15 protein-coding genes and 3 pseudogenes are annotated in these 19022 nt (G+C 70.5%); 6 read left to right on the forward strand and 12 right to left on the reverse strand.

The window, feature by feature from the left end; all coding sequences use genetic code 11:
- Positions 1 to 153: 153 nt before the first annotated feature.
- A complete protein-coding gene (gene gap, locus ACWGJ5_RS39190; RefSeq protein WP_453314393.1) occupies positions 154 to 1167 on the reverse strand; it encodes a type I glyceraldehyde-3-phosphate dehydrogenase in 1014 nt (337 codons plus the stop codon).
- 119 nt (positions 1168 to 1286) lie between these two features.
- On the opposite strand from gap, the pseudogene ACWGJ5_RS39195 reads away from it, so the two are divergent.
- A pseudogene (locus ACWGJ5_RS39195) lies at positions 1287 to 1619 on the forward strand (polyphosphate kinase 2); the annotation flags it as partial.
- A gap of 175 nt (positions 1620 to 1794) precedes the next feature.
- Here the strand turns inward: ACWGJ5_RS39195 and ACWGJ5_RS39200 are convergent.
- The 4 genes from ACWGJ5_RS39200 to ACWGJ5_RS39215 form a co-directional block, all read right to left on the reverse strand.
- The gene (locus ACWGJ5_RS39200) at positions 1795 to 2664 is read right to left on the reverse strand and encodes a universal stress protein (protein ID WP_453314394.1); all 870 of its coding nucleotides are present in this window, start codon (positions 2662 to 2664) and stop codon (positions 1795 to 1797) included.
- A 5-nt stretch (positions 2665 to 2669) separates the two neighbouring features.
- Positions 2670 to 3692, reverse strand: a complete 1023-nt coding sequence (locus ACWGJ5_RS39205) for a zinc-dependent alcohol dehydrogenase (protein ID WP_453314395.1) — start codon at positions 3690 to 3692, stop codon at positions 2670 to 2672.
- 28 nt (positions 3693 to 3720) lie between these two features.
- Positions 3721 to 4626, reverse strand: a complete 906-nt coding sequence (locus ACWGJ5_RS39210) for a universal stress protein (protein WP_453314396.1) — start codon at positions 4624 to 4626, stop codon at positions 3721 to 3723.
- 161 nt (positions 4627 to 4787) lie between these two features.
- Positions 4788 to 5414 (reverse strand): hypothetical protein, encoded by a 627-nt coding sequence (locus ACWGJ5_RS39215; RefSeq protein WP_453314397.1) that lies wholly within the window; start codon positions 5412 to 5414, stop codon positions 4788 to 4790.
- Between the two features lie 226 nt (positions 5415 to 5640).
- Between ACWGJ5_RS39215 and ACWGJ5_RS39220 the strand changes: the two are divergent.
- Positions 5641 to 6190 (forward strand): annotated as a pseudogene (locus tag ACWGJ5_RS39220) (SulP family inorganic anion transporter); the annotation flags it as partial.
- 116 nt (positions 6191 to 6306) lie between these two features.
- On the opposite strand, the gene ACWGJ5_RS39225 reads toward ACWGJ5_RS39220, so the two are convergent.
- From ACWGJ5_RS39225 to ACWGJ5_RS39250, 6 genes are all read right to left on the reverse strand, one after another.
- A complete protein-coding gene (locus ACWGJ5_RS39225; RefSeq protein ID WP_453314398.1) occupies positions 6307 to 7212 on the reverse strand; it encodes a universal stress protein in 906 nt (301 codons plus the stop codon).
- Between the two features lie 112 nt (positions 7213 to 7324).
- Positions 7325 to 7663 (reverse strand): pyridoxamine 5'-phosphate oxidase family protein, encoded by a 339-nt coding sequence (locus ACWGJ5_RS39230; protein WP_453314399.1) that lies wholly within the window; start codon positions 7661 to 7663, stop codon positions 7325 to 7327.
- 364 nt (positions 7664 to 8027) lie between these two features.
- Positions 8028 to 8951: a carbamate kinase gene (locus ACWGJ5_RS39235; protein WP_453314400.1), complete on the reverse strand. Its 924-nt coding sequence runs from the start codon at positions 8949 to 8951 to the stop codon at positions 8028 to 8030.
- A gap of 3 nt (positions 8952 to 8954) precedes the next feature.
- Positions 8955 to 9956, reverse strand: coding sequence for an ornithine carbamoyltransferase (gene argF, locus ACWGJ5_RS39240; protein WP_453314401.1), 1002 nt, complete (start codon positions 9954 to 9956; stop codon positions 8955 to 8957).
- A 21-nt stretch (positions 9957 to 9977) separates the two neighbouring features.
- Complete coding sequence (locus ACWGJ5_RS39245; RefSeq protein WP_453314402.1) at positions 9978 to 11192, reverse strand: arginine deiminase; 1215 nt, start codon at positions 11190 to 11192, stop codon at positions 9978 to 9980.
- 29 nt (positions 11193 to 11221) lie between these two features.
- Positions 11222 to 12637 carry an APC family permease gene (locus tag ACWGJ5_RS39250; protein ID WP_453314413.1) on the reverse strand — a complete coding sequence of 472 codons (1416 nt, stop codon included), beginning with the start codon at positions 12635 to 12637 and terminating at the stop codon, positions 11222 to 11224.
- 704 nt (positions 12638 to 13341) lie between these two features.
- Between ACWGJ5_RS39250 and ACWGJ5_RS39255 the strand changes: the two genes are divergently transcribed.
- Both ACWGJ5_RS39255 and ACWGJ5_RS39260 read left to right on the forward strand, forming a co-directional pair.
- Positions 13342 to 13797 (forward strand): cyclic nucleotide-binding domain-containing protein, encoded by a 456-nt coding sequence (locus ACWGJ5_RS39255; protein WP_453314403.1) that lies wholly within the window; start codon positions 13342 to 13344, stop codon positions 13795 to 13797.
- A 27-nt stretch (positions 13798 to 13824) separates the two neighbouring features.
- The gene (locus tag ACWGJ5_RS39260; RefSeq protein ID WP_453314404.1) at positions 13825 to 14526 is read left to right on the forward strand and encodes a CBS domain-containing protein; all 702 of its coding nucleotides are present in this window, start codon (positions 13825 to 13827) and stop codon (positions 14524 to 14526) included.
- A 46-nt stretch (positions 14527 to 14572) separates the two neighbouring features.
- On the opposite strand, the pseudogene ACWGJ5_RS39265 reads toward ACWGJ5_RS39260, so the two are convergent.
- A pseudogene (locus ACWGJ5_RS39265) lies at positions 14573 to 15132 on the reverse strand (sensor histidine kinase); the annotation flags it as partial.
- Between the two features lie 282 nt (positions 15133 to 15414).
- Here ACWGJ5_RS39265 and ACWGJ5_RS39270 point away from each other — a divergent pair.
- Both ACWGJ5_RS39270 and adhE read left to right on the forward strand, forming a co-directional pair.
- Positions 15415 to 16023, forward strand: a complete 609-nt coding sequence (locus ACWGJ5_RS39270; RefSeq protein WP_453314405.1) for a CBS domain-containing protein — start codon at positions 15415 to 15417, stop codon at positions 16021 to 16023.
- A gap of 250 nt (positions 16024 to 16273) precedes the next feature.
- A complete protein-coding gene (gene adhE / locus ACWGJ5_RS39275; protein ID WP_453314406.1) occupies positions 16274 to 18961 on the forward strand; it encodes a bifunctional acetaldehyde-CoA/alcohol dehydrogenase in 2688 nt (895 codons plus the stop codon).
- Positions 18962 to 19022 lie beyond the last annotated feature (61 nt).

Consider the following 19022-nt stretch of genomic DNA (forward strand, 5'->3'; position numbering starts at 1 on the left):
TGCCGCCCCTCCATGTCGTCATGGCCGTGCCGCACGGAGCCGTGCGCTCTGCCGGTGGCAGCCCGGCACCCTTGCGGGCTGGGCAGCTGGAGACATCGCCCGCCTCCGTGCCGGATTTCCGGGGCGCAGAGGGGCCGCTCCCTTCCGCATCCGTCAGTCGTCGGCCACCAAGGCAGTGAGGTCCAGGAGTCGGTTGGTGTAGCCCCACTCGTTGTCGTACCAGCCGAAGACCTTGGCCAGGGTCCCGTTGGCCTGGGTCAGGGCCGGGTCGAAGACGCAGGAGGCGGGGTCGCCGATGACGTCGCGGGAGACGATGGGGGCCGTCGAGACGCGCAGGATGCCGTTCAGCGGGCCGTCGGCGGCCTCGGCGAAGGCCGCGTTGATCTCGTCGGCGGTGGTCTCACGGTTCAGCACCACCGTGAGGTCGGTGAGCGAGCCGTCCTCGACCGGTACGCGGACCGCGATGCCGTCCAGTCCTCCGGCGAGCTCCGGCAGCACGAGGCCGACCGCGCGGGCGGCGCCGGTGCTGGTCGGGATGATGCTCAGCGCGGCCGAACGGGCCCGGCGCAGGTCCTTGTGCGGGCCGTCGAGCAGGGACTGGTCGTTGGTGTAGCCGTGGACGGTGGTCAGCAGGCCTCGGTCGATGCCGAAGACTTCGTCGAGCACCTTGGCCATGGGTGCGAGGCAGTTGGTGGTGCAGGAGGCGGCCGAGACGATCCGGTCGCGCTCGCGGTCGTACGTGTCGTCGTTGACGCCCATCACGATGGTGGCGTCCACTTCCTTGCCAGGGGCCGACAGCAGCACCGTACGGGCCCCGGCCTTCAGGTGCAGGGCGGCGGAGTCCCGATCGCGGAAGCGACCGGTGGACTCGATGACGATGTCCGCACCCCAGTCGGACCAGTGCAGGGCCGCGGGATCGCGCTCAGCAGTGACGTCGATACGCGTGCCGTCGATGATGATCGAGCTGTCGTCGTGCAGGACCTCGCGCCCGATGTGGCCGAAGGTCGAGTCGTACTCCAGCAGATGGGCGAGGGTGGCGGGCGGCGCGACGTCGTTGATCGCGACCACCCTGACGTCCTGGGTGCCCGCTTCGGCGCGGTCGAGGGCCGCGCGCAGATAGGTGCGGCCGATGCGGCCGAAGCCGTTGATGCCGACGCGTACGGTCATGGCGGTGAGCTCCTCATCGGTGAAGGGTTTCGGGTGGTGGTCCGGAATGCGCAGCTCTTCGGGGGTCGGTACGGTCGCGTCCAGGTGTTCGGCCTTGGGGCACCGAGCGGGGTGACGGCATGGCCGGCAAGGAGGCGGCGAGCCTGCCGCGCAAGGTGTACGGGAGGGAACTGCTAAGCCTGCCGACCGAGCGCGAGCGCACCCAGTGGTACCTCCAGCGGTACGTCGAGCACCTCCCGGCGGCCGGGGAGATCGTGCCGTTCGACCGGTCCTGGTACAACCGGGGCGGCGTCGAGCACGTGATGGGCTTCTGCACGCAGGAGGAGTACCAGGGGTTCCTGCGGCAGTGCCCGATCTTCGAGCCGATGCCGGTGGAGGACGGGATCCTACTGGTCCACACCGACATCACCGAGGCGCCCTGGTACGTGGCCGAGAGCGACGACAAGCGCCGGGCCCGGCTGAACATGATGGCCCACCTGCTGGGCTCGATCCCCTACCACGAGGTGCCGCCGCCGGTGCCGGAGCTTCCGCCCCGGCCGCCGCCGACCGGCTGCGAGCGCCCGCCGCGCGATCTGCAGACCTACGTCCCGATCACGCGGCGAGCCTCTGAGCAGCCGGTCACCTCGCTCACGCCCGCTGGGGTACGACGGCGACCGGGCAGACGGAGTGGTGCAGCACCGTCTGGGCGACGCGGCCGAGCTGGAGGCCGTAGTGGCCTTCGCGGCGCCGGGCCCCGACGACGAGCAGGCCGGCATCGGCCGAGGCGTCCAGCAGGACCCGGTGAGCGTGGCCCTCAACGGTGCGCCGGTGCACTTGGACGTCGGCCGGGAGGTCCTGCAGAGCCGCTTCCAGTTCCTCCACCGCGCGCTCTTCGTGCAGCCGGGCGGGTCCTCCGGCCGGCAGAGGGTGATCGGTGCTCTCGTGCGCCGGACACCGCCAGGCTCGTACGGCCTCCAGCGGCACACCACGACGTTGTGCCTCCTCGACGGCGAAGCGCACCGCCGCCGCGTCCGCCGGCTTCTCGCCGATGCCCAGGACGACGGCGCCCGCGCCGCGACGGACCCGGTTGTCGTGACTGCCGCGCAGCACGATCACAGGGCAGTGCCCGTGCCCGGCCACTGTCACACTGACGGAACCCAGAAGAGCCTCGGCGATGCCGCTGCGGCCCCGCGAGCCGAGGACCATCGCGGAGGCGGTGCGGCTCTCGCGTACCAGCGCGTACTCCGGCTCCTCGGGCAGCACGTCAGTGGTGACCTTCACCTCGGCCTGGTGGCTGTGCGCACGACGTGCCGCGCTCTCGACGATGTCCTCGGCCATCACCTCCTCGGAAGGCTTGCCCAGATCCTGGGTGAGGGAGGTGCCTTCGTACCGTTCCCACAGCGACGCGTACACGATCCGGAGCGGCAGCCCGCGCAGGGCGGCCTCGTCGGCCGCCCAGTCGACGGCGCGCAGGCTCGGCACGGAACCGTCGACGCCGACGACCACAGGGAGTTCCATCGTCCTCACCTTCCCGCGTCCAGGTCGAAGACGATCCGGGCTTTGATCTCGCCGCGCAGCACGGCGTCGATGGACTCGTTCACGGAAGCGAGCGGGCGGGTCTCGTAGATGACCTTGGTGCGGCCGGCCGCGTGGAGCTGGAAGACGTCGGCGAGGTCCTGCCGGGTGCCGACGATCGAGCCGATCACCGAGGTACCGTTGAGCACGGTGTCGAAGATCGGGACCTGGATGGTGCCGTGTGCGGGCAGGGCCACCATGACGAGCTTTCCGCCGCGCCGCAGGCCGGAGTTGACCGCCTCGAACGCCGCCGGGTTCACCGCGAGCGCGATGGCCGCGTGGGCGCCGCCGTGCTTCTTCAGCTCCTTGCCGACGTCCTGCTTGCGGGCGTCGATGACGATGTCCGCGCCGAGCTCGCGGGCGAGTTGGAGTTTGTCGTCGGTGACGTCGATCGCGGCGACCGTCGCTCCGGCGATCTTCGCGTACTGCAGCGCGAGGTGGCCGAGGCCGCCGACGCCGGAGATCGCGACCAGCTGCGCTGGCCTGACGTCTGCGACCTTGAGGGCCTTGTACGTCGTCACGCCGGCGCAGGTCAGCGGGGCGGCGTCGAACGGGGTGGCGCCCTCGGGCACCGGCTGGGCGAAGTCGGCCCAGGCCAGCATCTTCTCGGCGTATCCGCCGTCACAGCCGTACCCGGTGTCGACCTGCTGCTCACAAAGTGTCTCCCAGCCGGACAGGCAGTGCTCGCACCGCCCGCACGCCTTGCCCAGCCAGGGCACGGCGATCCGCTGCCCGACGCTCAGGTGGGTGACGCCCTCGCCGACCTTCTCGACCAGGCCGACGCCCTCGTGACCGGGGACGAACGGCGGGGCGGGCTTGACAGGCCAGTCGCCGTGCGCGGCGTGGATGTCGGTGTGGCACAGCCCGGAGGCCTCCACGCGGATACGGACCTGGCCGGGGCCGGGCTCGGGGTCGGGGCGCTCCTCGATGACCAGGGGCTCGCCGAAGGCTCGTACGACCGCTGCCTTCATGGTCTCTTCTCTCCTCTGCGGTGGCGCGTCAGTCGTGGGCGACTACGGCGACGGGGGCGGTGGCGTGGTGCAGGACGGCATGGGTCACGGGGCCGGTGTGGGCGCCGACGGAGGAGCGCCGGACGCGCCGGCCGACGACGACCAGGGAGGCCTCCTGCGAGGCGTCGATCAGCAGGCTGGACGGACTGCCGTAGTGGGACTGCTCGACCACCTCGACGTCCGGGAACTTCTGCCGCCAGGGGCGCAGTACCTCGGTCACCATGGTGGCGTCGCCCTTCGCCATCTCCCGTTCGACCGCGGGCTCCAGGGCCATGCCGTAGGCGTAGTAGGGCGGCGGGTTCCAGCCGTGCACGACGCGCAACGGCACGTTCCGGCACGCGGCAGCATCGAAGGCGAACCCGAGCAGCGCCTCGTCGGGATGGCCAACGTCGAGTCCGAGGACGACGGGGCGGAACGGGGCTGTGGTGGACGGGATGCCTGCCTGGTCCTTCTCGTGCTCGTCGGTGGCCTGCTCTCCGGCGCGGACCAGGACGACGGGACGCTCGGCGTACGCCACGACCGCGAGTCCGACGGAGCCGACGAGGAAGCCGCCGACCCCGCCCAGGCCACGCGAACCGAGGACGAGCAGCGCGGCGTCCTTCGCCGCGCGGACGAGGGCCTCGGCGGGCCGTCCAGTGACGTGTTCGGTGGTCACCTCAACGCCGGGGTGGCGCAGTCGCAGCCCTTCGGCGGTCTCGCGCGGCACCTTCTCGGTCCAGTGCTGCTGCGTCTCGGCGCCCAGCAGCGGGGCCTGGGCCACGGGCTCCGGCATCGGTTCCCAGACCTGGACGAGCTTCACCGGCAGTCCGCGCAGCTCCGCCTCACGGGCCGCCCACTCCGCCGCCGCGCGGCTCTCGGGAGAGCCGTCGAGGCCTACGGTGATGGTGCGGGGCATGATCTCCTCCTCCTGAATTCGGGGACCCGGGGGGACCCGATTCCAGCGTCGTGTTCATGGGTCTTGCGAGTCAGGGGCCGCCGGTCCCTCAGCGGGGCCGAAGGGCTATGCGGGGTCGGCGCGAGGGGTCCAGGGCCGGGGTCCGTCGCGCCGCGTGCGGGTCAGCGCAGCCAGGCGTGGTCACGGACGATCGGCAGCCGCGCCCACAACCGGCCCAGGCCCCAGGTGGCGCCCGCACTCGTGACCGCCACGGCGATCAGGGCCGCCGCGTAGATGACGTGGTAGTCGGCGAAGGGATTCGTCGACATGCTCGGCGCCCCGTTCGACAGGTGCCTGGCCGGCGGCCACTCGGCAATCCACATCAACGCCATCATCGCCACGCCGGCCACCGCGGCCGGACGCAGCGCCACACCGGTGATGACAGCCATGCCGATGCCGAGCAGACCCAGCATGAACAGCCAGTCCGCCCAGGTGTCGCCGGCCCACGAGTGGAAGGTCGACTGCATCGGCCCGGCGGCAACGGAACTGAGGAAGCCCTTCGTCGGCGACCCGCCGTCGATCCAGCCCTTGCCGGACGCGGTCGCGTAGCCCAAGCCGAAGGCTTTGTCCAGGAACGCCCACAGGAAGACGAAACCGGTGAGCAGACGCAGGGACGCGAGGACGTAGGCCCGCACGGCGTAGACGTCGGTGTCGGCGCGTGCCGACACGGCGATCGCGGAGCCGCTCCGGTTCCTGCGGAAGGACAGGTGGAAGCCCGGGCTCCGGTGAGAGTGCTCGTGTACGGCCATGGTGGCGATCCCTTCGGTTACGGTCCTCTCGGTGTCTGACGCCCTCACTCTTGTCCTGCGGGTCCGGGTGCGCCTGATGCCGAAGGTCTGTAGCCATGGGGCTGAACGACCTTGCTCGCAGGGCCATTTGGGCGTGCGGTCACAGATGGGCCTACGGGATGCGCGGTGGCCTCTCACGTACTCGACCAGGGCACCGAGCCCGGGCACCAGCCGTCGCCACCCAGCCACAGTGGGGCTGCTGTGCCTCGTGGCACGGACGCTGCCGGCTGGGCTTCCTCGCGGACCTGCTCTCCCGACCCGTCCTGATCGGATACCTCGCGGGCGTGGCCCTGATCATGATGGTGTATCAGCTGCCCAAACTCACCGGGGTGAGGACGACCGGCTCCGAGTTCTTCGCCCAACCGTGGTCATTCCTCAGCCATCTGGCGGATGATCGACCTCGCGGGCTTCCGCCGCCTGGCTTCCTTCCGCCGCCGCGCACTGCTGCTCGCGCTGGGCATCCTGGCCGGGGTGCTCGCCCTGGACATCCTGTACGGCGTGATCGTGGCCGTGGGCCTGTCGGTGGCCGAGCTGCCGGCCCGGGTGGCCCGCCCGCACAACGCGGTCGAGGGGCTGGTGCCCCAGGTGGCGGGCATGCACGACGTGGACGACTACCCGCAGGCCCTACGATCCCCGGCCTGCTGGTCCACCGCTACGACTCGCCCCTGTTCTTCGCCAACGCCGAGGACTTCCGGCGCCGCGCCCCGGCCGCCGTCGACGAACAGACAGAGCCGCTTCCCCGCGTCTGGTGGACGTTCTTTCCGCCACTCTCATGGAAGCACTGTGCGTGCCGCACGACCAAGGACGAGCGGGTCCCTCGGGGGTTCCGCTCGGCCCGTGTTCGGCGGCGGTGTCAGGCGTGCGGGACGACCGCGACCGGCGCGGCAGCGTGCTGGAGCACCGCATGGGTGACCGGTCCGATGTGCGGCCCGAGCGCCGTGTGGGATGTGGCCCTGCCGACAACCAGCAAAGCAGCGTCCTGACTGGCATCGACCAGGTGCGACGCCGGGCGGCCGATCACGGTCTGCTCGGTCACCTCGATATCCGGGAACTTCTCTCGCCAGGGCCCCAGCAGGTCGGCCCGGCCCTGCTGAATCCACGCGGCCGACCCGCCGTGCAGCGCGCGGTCCGAGGTGAGCGCCGGCTCGCCGGGTTCCTCCGTGGTGACGCAACCGTGGACGACCCGCAGGCGGGCAGCCCGCCGCGAGGCGGCGTCGAAGGCGAACTCCAGAACGGCGTCGTCGGGGCCGTCCAGATCCACACCCACCACCACGTCGCCATACGCCGTTGCCCTGGCACGGCTGTCGCTCTCCTGCGACCCGTCGGCGCCGGGACGGATCAGCACCACCGGCCGTCGAGCCCGCGCGACCACCGTCTGGCTCACCGAACCCAGCAGGAACCCCACGGTCCTGCCCAGACCACGCGACCCGAGCACCAGCATGTCGGCGTCCGTCGCTGCGGCCACCAGGGCCGCCGTCGGCTCACCGGACAGGAGGTCTGCGGCGAGGAGCAGGCCCGGATGACGGCGCGTCAAGGCCACGCGGGCATCGGACAGCAGACGCGCGGACCACTCGGGATCAGGCGGACTTACCGCGACTCCCGCCATCGACGCGTACGTGGCAGCCGAGTGTTCCCAGGCGTGCACGAGCCGCAGGGGAACGCCGCGCAGCAGGGACTCGCGGGCCGCCCATTCGGCGGCGGCGAGGCTCTGGTGGCTGCCGTCGAGGCCGACGGTGACGGGACGAGGGTTTGCGGACATGAGAGCTGGCCTCCTTCGTGAGGGGTCCACTCTCTTGGACCGATGCCCTGTTACAGGAGGGACCACTGGTCCCCGAAGGGCGTCCGGTCGGCCGCAACCGCGCGGCGCGAGGTCACCACGTGTCGATACGGCGGCCCGTGACCACGGTGAGCCCTATGCGGATCCAAAGGTCGCGCACCCCGGCGGCCCACGGGTCGCTGTAGGCACGCTCGGCGAGACGGCGTACGGCCTCGGGGTCCGTTACCGCTTCGGCACGCCCGCGTACCAAGACGCTCCACCCCTGGCTCAACGCGTCGTCCACGCGGTCGACTTCGAAGGCCACCTCTTGGTCGAGCCCCTGCGTGGGCACGGAGTCCTGCCGGGTCCGGAACGCGATGGCGTCGTCGACGACGGAGTAGTTGACGGGGACGACAACGGGTGCGGCGCCGGTCGGTATCGCCAGTCGGCCCACACCGTGAGTGGTGGCTTCCGTCCGCAGCGGCCGGTAGCGTGCAGCTGCCGCGGGCGGAGTCGCCCTGTCGCAAGAACCCGCGACGGTCTGGCGCCGTTCCTGTCGCCGGGCCGCCAGGGCCAGATCTCTGCTAGTGCCCCGTATTTCCAGCATGGACGGGCTCGCAGGGCTCCGCTTGGGCCACACGGCCCTCACCGCCGGGGTCACAGGACCGCACGGCGCTGGATCTGCCAATCCGCGCTGAACAGCTCCCCCCACAGCGGACCCTCCGGAGGCACCATGAACCCCGTTGCCCGAGGTAGGCGGCCACAGCGCGGTGGCCGCCCACCGGACGCGGCGCGACAACCGAAGAAGCGTTCCACGGTCAGCCCTGGGCGAGGTCCGGGCGGATGAGCGTCCCCGCCCTGCCATGGACGATCTCGTACGCCGCAGCCAGAGCACCGATGGCGGCCAGGCCTCCGGTGTGCTCGACGAACCGTGCTGCCGCGTCGGCCTTGGGGCCCATGGAACCGTCGGGGAAGCCGCCGCGGCGCAGCTCGTCGGGTGTCGCGTCCAGGACGGGCCGCTGGTCGGGGGTGCCGTACCCCTCGTACACGTTGGGTACGTCGGTGAGGATGAGCAGGAAGTCCGCCTTCAGGTCCTCGGCAAGCAGGGCGGCGGTGAGGTCCTTGTCGATGACGGCTTCGACGCCGGTCAGTGCACCGGTGTCGCGGTCGGCGGTGACGGGGACGCCTCCGCCGCCGGCGCAGATCACGAGCGTGCCGCTGTTGAGCAGGTCGTGGATGGTGTCGGTCTCCACGATGCGTTCGGGCACCGGGGAGGGTACGACCCGGCGCCAGCCGCCCGTGTCCCGTGCGATGTGCCAGCCGCGCTTGCCGGCGAGGGATTTCGCCAGGGCTGGGGGGTAGACCTGGCCGACGAACTTCGTGGGCCGTTCGAAGGCCGGATCGTCGGCCCGCACGACGGTGTGCGTGACGAGGGTGGCGATCCGGCGCCCGGGCAGGGCGTCGTGCAAGGTGCGGGCCAGCAGGGAGCCGATCATGCCCTGGGTCTGGGCGCCGAGCAGATGGAGTGGGTAGGGGGCGCTGAGCGCGGGGTCGGCGGCGCTCTCCATGGCGAGCAGGCCGATCTGCGGGCCGTTGCCGTGGGTGATGACCAGCTCGTGTTCGTGGGCGAGGGCGGCCAGGGCGTCGGCGACGCGGTCGATGTTGGCCTGCTGGACGGCGGCGTCGGGGCGTTCGCCGCGGTGCAGCAGGGCGTTGCCGCCGAGGGCGACGACGATGCGCATGGTTCAGTCCTCCAGGGTGGCGACGAGTACGGCCTTGATGGTGTGGAGGCGGTTCTCGGCCTGGTCGAAGACGATCGAGGCGGGCGAGGAGAAGACGTCGTCGGTGACTTCCAGTCCGTCCAGGCCGTAGGAGGCGTAGAGGTCCCGGCCCAAGCGGGTGCGGCGGTCGTGCAGGGACGGCAGGCAGTGCATGAACTTCACGTCCGGGTTGCCGGTGCGGGCGAGCGTCTTGTCGTTGACCTGGTACGGGAGCAGCAGATCGATGCGCTGTCGCCAGGTGTCGGCGGGCTCGCCCATGGAGACCCAGACGTCGGTGTGCAGGAAGTCGGCGCCGCGTACGGCGGTCTCGACGTCTTCGGTGAGCGTAATGCGGGCTCCGCTGCGCTCGGCCAGAGCGCGACAGGAGGCCACGAGGGCACTGTCGGGCCAGAGCGGGGCCGGGGCGGCGATGCGGACGTCCATGCCGAGCAGGGCACCCATCGACAGCAGGGAATTGCCCATGTTGTTGCGGGCGTCGCCCAGGTAGCAGTAGGCGATGTCCGGCAGCGGCTTGGGGCTGTGCTCGCGCATGGTGAGGACGTCGCACAGACTCTGGGTGGGGTGCGCGGTGTCGGTCAGCCCGTTGTAGACGGGAATGCCGGCGTGGGCGGCCAGTTCGGTGACGATCGACTGGGTGAAGCCCCGGTACTCGACGCCGTCGAACATGCGGCCGAGGACACGTGCGGTGTCGGCGATGGACTCCTTGTGGCCGATGTGGGTGTCGCCTGGGCCGAGGTAGGTGGTGGCCGCACCCTGGTCGGCGGCGGCGACCTCGAAGGCGCAGCGGGTGCGGGTGGACGTCTTCTCGAAGATCAGCGCGACGTTCCGGCCGGTCAACCGGGGCCGCTCGGTGCCGGCGCGCTTGGCCGCCTTGAGGTCGGCTGCCAGGTCCAGGAGGTGGCGGATCTCGGCCGGGGCGAAGTCGAGTTCGCTCAGATAGGAGCGGCCTCGGAGGTCGACGGTCATGGTGGTGTTCCCCTTGCTGGGTCAGGCGGCCGGGTCGCGTTCGATGGGGCAGCTCATGCAGCGCGGGCCGCCGCGTCCGCGGCCGAGTTCGGCGCCGGCGATGGTGACGACCTCGATGCCCTGCTTGCGCAGATAGGTGTTGGTGGTGACGTTGCGCTCGTAGCCGACGACGACACCGGGGGCGACGGCCAGGAAGTTGCTGCCGTCGTCCCACTGCTCTCGCTCAGCGTTGCGGAGGTCCTGCGGCGCCGACAGCATGCGGACCTTGTCCAGGTCGAGGACCTCGGCGAGCGCGGTGGCCAGGTCGGAGTTCGGGGTGACGTCGAAGCCGGTCTCGCGAGTGTCGCTGGGCGTCAGGGTCCAGGAGCGCAAGGAGTCGGCCAGGCCCGGGTAAATGACGAAGGTGTCCCGGTCGACCATGGTCAGCACCGTGTCGAGGTGCATGTAGGCGCGCGTAGCAGGAAGCTGGACGGCGATCAGTCGGTTCGCGGTGCCGGTGGCGAACAGTCGCGTGGCGAGATTCTCCACCGCCTGCGGGGTGCTGCGCTCCCCCATACCCACCATGACGGCGCCGTTGCCGAGGACGTGCACGTCTCCGCCCTCCAGGGTGCCCACCGCCCCGTCGAGGAGCGGTTCGGTCCCGGCACCGGCGAACATCGGGTGGAAGCGGTAGATGGCTTCGGCATGCCGGCTCTCGCGCCGCCGGGCGGGCTTGGCCATCGGGTTGACGGACAACCGGTCGTACATCCAGCAGGAGTTGTCGCGCGGGAAGAGGTGGTTGGGCAGCGGGGCGAGCGCGAAGTCGTCGCCGTCCAGCGCGTTCCACACCAGGCTGTGCGGGGTGGCGAGCGGCAGGTCGCTTTTCAGCAGCCCGCCGATGAGGTAGCCCGCGAGGGTCTCCCCGTCCATGTCCGCGCACAGCTCGCGCACCGGATCGATGAGGGCGGGGCCGACCGTGGCCAGGGTGACCACCCGGTCCAGGAGCCAGTCGCGGGCCTCGGGGACGTCGAGAGTCTGGGCGAGCAGGTCGGCGAAGTAGTGGACGCGGGCGCCGTGGTCGCGCAGCACCTGCGCGAAGGCGTCGTGCTCCTCACGGGCGCGCTTGGCCCACAGGATGTCGTCGAAGAGCAGGGCGCCGACGTTGCGCGGGGTGAGGCGGGAGAGTTCGAGGCCGGGGCGGTGCAGGATCACCTGGCGCAGGCGGCCGACCTCGGAGTCGACGTGGAAAGTGTTCATGCTGGAGTTCCTCCGTGCTGCAGTGGTGGTCAGTCGTGGTGGCGGAAGGCGCTCCACTTGCGGAGTCCGCCGGTACGGCTCGTGCGCAGTCCACGGGAGAGCCGTGGAGCCGGCGGAGGCGTCTCGGGAGCCCGCTCGTGCTGGGCGGGGATCGCCGCGGTCTTCGGAGCCACGGTCTCGCCGTAGACGGCCTGGCCGCGCTTGAGCCAGACGTAGACCGGCACTCCGAGCAGCAACACGAACAGGCCGTAGTAGACCGTCTGGTAGCCGCTGCCCTGGATCGACCAGTACGAGAAGGCCAGGGCCAGGGCGGCGACGGTGACGTCTCGGGCCAGCAGACGGGAGCTCAGGCTCTCCTGGCCGCGCACGAGCAGCCAGTACAGCTGGGCGGCGGCGGAGAACAGGTACGGGATGACGGCGGTCAGCACGCTCAGCAGCACGATCTTGGTGAAGACGTCGTCGAAGCGCGTGTAGCTGAACACCGTGATCAGCGAGGCCAGCACGGTCGAGGCGACGATGCCGAAGACCGGGACGCCGTTCTCGCCGCGCAGCCTGGCGAAGGCTCGGGGGAAGAGTCCGTCGCGCGCAGCGGCGTACGGCATCTCGGCGCACAGCATGGTCCAGCCGTTGAGCGCGCCGATGCCCGAGATGATCGCGGCGACGGCGACGGCGTCCCCTGCCCAGGTGCCGCCGAAGATGTTGTCGGTGGCGTCGGTGAAGGGTGCGGTCGAGTGACCCAACGCGCCGTGCGAGACGGTCCCGAAGACCGAGAGGGTGCCCAGAATGTAGATCACCGCGCAGACGAGGGTGCCATAGATGGTGGCGCGCGGAACGTTCCGCTCCGGCTCACGCACCCGGCCGGCGACCACGGAAGCAGCCTCCAGCCCCAGATAGCTGAACAGGGCGATGGCGGCCGCGGCCGAGAGCGCGCCCAGCGTCGACTGCCCGCTGGCGTTGAAGTCGCCGAAGTTGTGGGAATCGATGAACAGCAGCCCGACGGTGGCCATGAAGACCAGCGGGACGAACTTCAGCACGGTCGTGATCACCTGGAACGCTCCCGTGTTCCGGACGCCGGTGAGGTTGATCGCCGCGGGGATCCACAGGCCGATCAGTGCGAGGAGCACCGAAATCCGCTTCTGGTGCCCGGTGTTGACGAACACCTCGACATACCCGACCCAGGCCACCACGATCGCTGCGTTGCCGGCCCATGCGGTGATCCAGTACGACCAGGCGTTGAGGAACCCGGCGAACTCGCCGAAGGCCTCACGGGCGTAGACGTACGGCCCACCGCTGGCGGGAGCCCGCTTCGACAGCGCCCCGAAGGTCAGCGCCAGCGCCAGCGCGCCGAGGGTCACGACGCCGAACGCGACGAGGGAGATGGGGCCGTACGGGGCGAGCGCGGAGGGCAGCGCGAAGACCCCGGTGCCGATGATGCTGCCGATCACGAGCGCGGAGGCGGCGGGAAGGCCGAGCGCCACCGTCGGCGCGGTCCCCTTTCCGCCGTTTGTGCCTCTGGGCATGGTTGTACTCCTTGCGTGGTTCGCTACGGGTGGTTGGATCCGTGAACGATCTTTCTGCGTAGGCGCCGGGCGCGGTCAGCGGCCACACGGCCCGTGAGCGGTCCGATGGTCCCGGTGCCGCAGGCCCGGACAGCCCAACCCGCCCCACCGCCTGCCAACTGGGCGCGGGGCTGGGGCCGTTCGGCCTTGACACGGGGCCGAACGGCCCGCTCCGGAGCAATGGGCCGGGTCGACAATGGGAGCCAGGCGCCACAGCCGACCCATCCAGACGCGCCGACAACGGGCTGCGATGCCAGGTCCTTCCGGCTCGTTCGAAGTGGGGCATTTCTCCCGCGGAGCCCCAGGAGCCACGAAGACATCCACGCGGGTCGCATGTCGGGGGAGTCACGACGATCGCGCCACGGCCGCCGCCCTCGCCCGCACACGGGCGGCGGCCGTTGTCGGCTGCGCGGTCAGCCACCCTCCGAGCGCGCCCTTCAGCTCCCGGCACCAGACACCCGACACCACGCTGCTGCCCAGCCCTCGGGCCGGGTGGTCCGTGCTCGGGGCCGGATGGCCCCTCACCTGCTCCCGGCCGCCGCCGCAGACTGAAAGTGCCAGGTTCCCATCCCCCGTCCGGGAGGCAGGCCATGTACACCCCGACCATGCTGCGCGCGCTGCCCACCGACCACCGGCAGCGCATCATGCGCATCGCCCGGGAGGTGTCCTTCCCGCAGGGAACGCGCATCTTCCAGGAGGGAGCCCCGGCGGACCGGTTCTGGATCATCCGCACCGGCTCCGTCGAGCTCGACACCCATGTGCCGGGCCGGCGCACCGCCGTGATCGAGACACTCGGTCACGACGAACTCGTCGGCTGGTCCTGGCTGTTCCCGCCACACGTCTGGCATCTGGGTGCCACGGCGACAACGCCGGTGCGGGCCTACGAGTTCGACGCCGTGGCCGTCCGCTCCCTATGTCAGGATGACCCGGCCCTCGGCCAGGCCGTCACCCAGTGGGTCGGCGAGGTGCTCGCCCACCGCCTGCGCACGACCAGGACCCGGCTGCTGGACCTCTACGCCCCCTACGGCGCCGGAAGCACCGTGTGAGCGGGCCGAAGCGACGAAGGAGTCTCCATGTACGGCACCCCGCACATCGTCAGCGACGTCATGTCCCACACGGTTGCCGCCGTCGGTCGGCGGGCCACGTTCAAGGAGATCGTGCGGCTGATGCAGGACTGGAAGGTGAGCGCCCTGCCCGTCCTCGAGGGCGAGGGCCGCGTGGTCGGCGTCGTCTCCGAGGCTGACCTGCTGCCGAAGGAGGAGTTCCGCGACAGCGACCCCGACCGGCATGCGCAGCAGCGTCGTCTCGGCGACCTGGCGAAGGCCGGCGGCCTCACCGCAGAGGACCTGATGACTTCCCCGGCCCTCACCGTCCGGGCGAACGCGACGCTCGCACAGGCCGCGCGCACGATGGCACACGCCAAGGTCAAGCGACTCCCCGTCGTCGACGAAGTCGGCATGCTGCAGGGCGTCGTCAGCCGCGCCGACCTGCTGAAGGTGTTCCTGCGTGACGACGAGGAGATCGCGGAGGAGGTCCGTCGGGAAGTCGTGGCAGCTCTCTTCCCCGCGCTGCAGTCGACCCTGCGGGTGGCGGTACGGGACGGCATCGTGAAACTCAGCGGCCACGCCCGCGACACCTCCCTGGTCCCGCTGGCCGCACGCCTGGTCCGGGCCGTCGAGGGTGTGGTGGACGTGGAATTCGAGCTCACGCGATCCGCCGGCTCGACCGCGTCAACCACCCCCGGCAAGGGCGAGGAGCGCCTGTCTTCGGCATGACCGACGACGCGCTGCGGAGCGTCCAGCGGATCCGCGGGCAGCTCCGCTAGTCCTCCTCTACGGGAACCCGCCAGGTCAGCGTGGTGCCGCCGCCGTCGGCCGGGCTGGACCACTCCAGCTCGCCGCCCAGTTGCTCGGCCCTTTCGGCCATGTTGCGCAGGCCGCCGCGGCGGCCGTCCGGCGGGATGCCCACGCCGTTGTCGGAGACCGTGAGCCGCGCCTCGTGCCCGTCGGTCTCGAGGCCGACATCGGCGCGGTCGGCGTGCGCGCGCCGGGCGATGTTGGTCAGGGACTCGGAGAGGACGGCCATTAGGTGATCGGCGATCCCCTTTGGCACGTCCGTGTCGAGCAGACCCTCCATGCGCACGCTGGGGGCGAAGCCCATGACCGGAGCTGCCTCGCCGACCGCGCGACCACGCGGGCCCGTAGGCCGGCCCCGCCGGTACGGTCGTCGCGCGACCGCAGACCGAAGATGGTCGACCTGATGATCTTGATGGTCTCGTCCAGGTCGTCCACCGCTCGCAGCACGCGCTCCGAGGCCTCCGCGTGCTCGATGAAGCGGCCGGCGCTCTGCAGCGTCGTACCAGTGGCGAACAGCGGCTGGATAGGGTCCTGCACCGCAAGGAGGCGGTCCGCAAGTCGGCCACTCCCCCACCATGGCGTGGTGGCCAGGCCGTCAGCGGGCGGGATTGGAGTCTCCCGGCCCTCCGGTACGAGGCGGGTCGGCCCTCCACCAGGTACGTCCGGGCCCTGCGGCCCGGGGCAGGTGGCTGCGACGCTGAAGGGGCGGCGAGACGGTCGGTAGGAGCCTTGAGGCAGAGGCACTGTTCCCCAGCGGGAAGCAAGTCCTGCCACCCCCGCCCGTACCGGTGAAGGTAGGGAAGCGCCATGAAGTCACTCACCGTCGGCGAAGTCATGACCAGCGAGGTCGTCTGTGCAAGCCGGCAGACGCCGTTGGACGACGTGGTAGGGCTGCTGGAGCGGCACCGCATCCGCGCCCTGCCGGTCGTCGACCACGATGACAAGGTGGTCGGGGTGGTCTCCGGCGCCGACCTCACGCGTGGCCCCGTAGCCGCGACCGTGGCAGGGCTGATGGCGACCCCGGCGGTCACCATCCATCCGGAGCAGCGTGTTTCGGATGCCGCCAGACTGATGGAACGTCAGGGCGTCGATCGGCTTCCCGTGGTGGATGAGGAGGACCGTCTCATCGGTATCGCCACCCGTCGCGACCTGCTGCGGGTCTTCCTGCGTACGGATGAGGAGATCCGCCGGCAGGTGATCCAGGAGATCCTGGTCGGCGCACTGGGCCTGCCATCCGACGCCGTCGCCGTATCCGTCCGGGACGGCATGGTCACGCTGGAAGGACGCCTCCATCGTCGCAGCGACATCCCTCTGGCGATTCGGTCGACCTGGCGTGCGGAGGGCGTCGTCGGTGTGTTCAACGAGCTCGGCTTCGACATCGACGACTGCCGCCCCGCGCAACCGGCCGCGCACTGAGTCCTTCACCGGCAACCCCAGCGGCGGAGGTCACACCGCGATGAACCCCAGGGCGGGCCCCTTGTCCGAAGGGCTCCCCCGCCCGCCCGAAGCGGTACCGGTCAGCCCCCGGAAGGGACCATCGGCACCTGGGAGTGGGGGCAGGGCAGAACGAGAGTGAAGACATGGGCGGCACCGGTCTCTCACGGTGCCGCTCACGTCCGCTCACCGCCGGGCACGCTCGGCGGCCCTCGTCAAGGGAGGCGCACCCATGACCCGCCACGACGCCGGAACCGAGGCAACGGCCACCTCCGGCGCGCCGTCCGACACCACCATCGCCGTGGACCAACTGGTCACGAACGGGCTCAAGGCGCTCGCCGACTACGACGCCCTCACCCAGGAACAGGTCGACCACATCGTGAAGAAGGCCTCGGTCGCCGCCCTGGACCAGCACACCGCGCTGGCCCGCCTCGCCGTCGAGGAGACCCGACGCGGCGTCTTCGAGGACAAGGCGGCCAAGAACATGTTCGCGTGCGAGCACGTCACACACAGCATGGGCCCGATGAGGACCGTCGGCGTCATTGCCCGCGACGACATCGAGGACATGGTCGAGGTGGCCGAGCCGGTCGGTGTGGTCTGTGCGATCACGCCCGTCACCAACCCGACCTCCACGACCGTCTTCAAGGCCCTGATGGCCTTGAAGACCCGCAATCCGATCGTGTTCGCCTTCCACCCCTCCGCCCAGCGGTGCAGCACGGCGGCGGCCCGGATCGTCCGGGACGCGGCCGTTGCCGCTGGCGCGCCGGAGCACTGCGTGCAGTGGATCGAGAGCCCGTCCGTGGAAGCGACGGGCATCCTGATGCGCCACCCCGGCGTCTCCCTGATCCTCGCCACCGGCGGCAACGCCATGGTCCGGGCCGCCTACTCGGCGGGCAAGCCCGCCCTGGGGGTCGGCGCCGGCAACGTACCCGCGTATGTGCACAAGAGCGCCAAGCTGCGCCGGGCCGTCAACGACCTCGTGCTGTCCAAGTCCTTCGACAACGGCATGATCTGTGCCTCCGAACAGGCCGTCATCCTGGACGACGAGATCTACGACGCCGCAGTGGCCGAATTCCGGACCCTGCACGCCCACCTCGCGACCCCGGAGGAGAAGGCGAAGCTGGAGGCGTTCCTGTTCCCGACCGGACGGGCGAACGCAGGCTGCGAACCCAAGGTCAACGCCGCAGCCGTCGGGCAGAGCCCTGCCTGGATCGCCGAAAACGCCGGCTTCGCTGTCCCGGACAACACCTCACTGATTCTGGTCGAGGCCGACCGGGTCGGCCCCGATGAGCCACTGAGCCGGGAGAAGCTCTGCCCGGTGCTCGCCGTGCTGCGTGCCGACTCCGAGCAGCAGGGCTTCGATCTCGCAGCCGACATGGTCGAGTTCCACGGCCAGGGCCACACAGCGGTCATCCACACCGAGGACCCTGCGCTCGCGGAGGCGTACGGCCGGCGTATGAAGACGGTGCGGATCATCGTCAACGCTCCGTCGTCGCAGGGAGCGATCGGCGGCATCTACAACAGTCTGATGCCGTCACTCACCCTGGGCTGCGGCTCCTGGGGCCACACGTCGGTGTCCAACAACGTCTCGGCCGCCCAACTGCTGAACGTCAAGCGGGTCAGCGCCCGACGCAACAACCTGCAGTGGTTCAAGATACCGCCGAAGATCTACTTCGAGCCGCAGTCCATCCGGTATCTGGCCTCGATGCCGGACGTCCACCGCGTCACGATCGTCACCGACGCCACCATGACCCGCCTCGGCTTCGTCGACCGCGTCAGCCGCGTCCTGCAGCGCCGCCACGAGCCGGTCACCCTCCAGACCATCGACAACGTCGAACCGGAGCCGAGCATCGACTCTGTCCAGCGCGGCGCCCAGCTCATGCGGGACTTCCGTCCGGACACGATCATCGCGCTCGGCGGCGGCTCCCCGATGGACGCCGCCAAGGTGATGTGGCTGCTGTACGAGCACCCGGACGTCGACTTCGCCGACATGCGGCAGAAGTTCTCCGACATCCGCAAGCGCGCCTTCCGCTTCCCGGTCCTCGGAACCCGGGCGCACCTGGTGTGCGTGCCCACCACATCCGGCACCGGCGCGGAGGTCACCCCCTTCGCGGTCATCTCCGACCCGGCCACCGGCAAGAAGTACCCGCTGGCCGATTACGCGCTCACCCCCAGCGTGGCCATCGTCGACCCGCTGCTCACCGCGGACCTGCCCCCGGCGCTGGCCGCCGACAGCGGCTTCGACGCACTCACCCACGCCATCGAGTCATACGTGTCCGTGTACGCGAACGACTTCACCGACGGCCTCGCCCTGCACGCCATCCGGCTGATCTTCGACAACATCGAAGCGGCGGTCAACGACCGCACCGGCCGCCCCGACGCGCGGGAGAAGATGCACAACGCGGCCACCATCGCCGGCATGGCCTTCGGGAACGCCTTCCTCGGCATCGTCCACGCCATGTCCCACACCCTCGGCGCCACATTCCACATCGCGCACGGCCGCACCAACGCCGTGCTGCTGCCACACGTCATCCGCTACAACGGCACCATCCCGAAGAAGCTCACGGGCTGGCCCAAGTACGAGAACTACCGCGCCCCCGAACGCTTCCAGGAGATCGCCTGCGCCCTCGGCCTGCCTGCCTCCACCTCACAGGAGGGCGTGGAGTCGTTGGCCACCGCGGTGGAGCGGCTGCGCGACGCCGTGGGCATCGAGCCGTCCTTCCAGGCCCTGGGCATCGACGAGCAGTCCTTTCTTGACGCGCTGCCCCAGCAGGCCTTGAACGCTTACGAGGACCAGTGCGCCCCGGCCAACCCGCGGATGCCCATGCTCGACGACATGGAGGAGATCATGCGTACCGCCTACCACTGGGGTGTGCAGGGTCGGCCGGCAGCGGACATGGGCCGAACGGCCCTGGTGTGAGGAGCCCGGCGCCGTTCCAATGATCTGATCGAGCCTGGCCGTGGCTCCGCCTCGGCGGAGC

Source organism: Streptomyces sp. NPDC054783 (assembly GCF_053611725.1).

What these genes read in the sequence shown, in the direction of transcription:
- ACWGJ5_RS39205 (WP_453314395.1), bottom strand. Translation starts at nt 3,692, where the DNA reads ATGAAGGCAGCGGTCGTACGAGCCTTCGGCGAGCCCCTGGTCATCGAG.
- gap (WP_453314393.1), bottom strand. Translation starts at nt 1,167, where the DNA reads ATGACCGTACGCGTCGGCATCAACGGCTTCGGCCGCATCGGCCGCACC.
- ACWGJ5_RS39245 (WP_453314402.1), bottom strand. Translation starts at nt 11,192, where the DNA reads ATGAACACTTTCCACGTCGACTCCGAGGTCGGCCGCCTGCGCCAGGTG.
- ACWGJ5_RS39270 (WP_453314405.1), top strand. Translation starts at nt 15,415, where the DNA reads ATGAAGTCACTCACCGTCGGCGAAGTCATGACCAGCGAGGTCGTCTGT.
- ACWGJ5_RS39200 (WP_453314394.1), bottom strand. Translation starts at nt 2,664, where the DNA reads ATGGAACTCCCTGTGGTCGTCGGCGTCGACGGTTCCGTGCCGAGCCTG.
- ACWGJ5_RS39260 (WP_453314404.1), top strand. Translation starts at nt 13,825, where the DNA reads ATGTACGGCACCCCGCACATCGTCAGCGACGTCATGTCCCACACGGTT.
- ACWGJ5_RS39255 (WP_453314403.1), top strand. Translation starts at nt 13,342, where the DNA reads ATGTACACCCCGACCATGCTGCGCGCGCTGCCCACCGACCACCGGCAG.
- ACWGJ5_RS39225 (WP_453314398.1), bottom strand. Translation starts at nt 7,212, where the DNA reads ATGTCCGCAAACCCTCGTCCCGTCACCGTCGGCCTCGACGGCAGCCAC.
- ACWGJ5_RS39235 (WP_453314400.1), bottom strand. Translation starts at nt 8,951, where the DNA reads ATGCGCATCGTCGTCGCCCTCGGCGGCAACGCCCTGCTGCACCGCGGC.
- argF (WP_453314401.1), bottom strand. Translation starts at nt 9,956, where the DNA reads ATGACCGTCGACCTCCGAGGCCGCTCCTATCTGAGCGAACTCGACTTC.
- adhE (WP_453314406.1), top strand. Translation starts at nt 16,274, where the DNA reads ATGACCCGCCACGACGCCGGAACCGAGGCAACGGCCACCTCCGGCGCG.
- ACWGJ5_RS39215 (WP_453314397.1), bottom strand. Translation starts at nt 5,414, where the DNA reads ATGGCCGTACACGAGCACTCTCACCGGAGCCCGGGCTTCCACCTGTCC.
- ACWGJ5_RS39210 (WP_453314396.1), bottom strand. Translation starts at nt 4,626, where the DNA reads ATGCCCCGCACCATCACCGTAGGCCTCGACGGCTCTCCCGAGAGCCGC.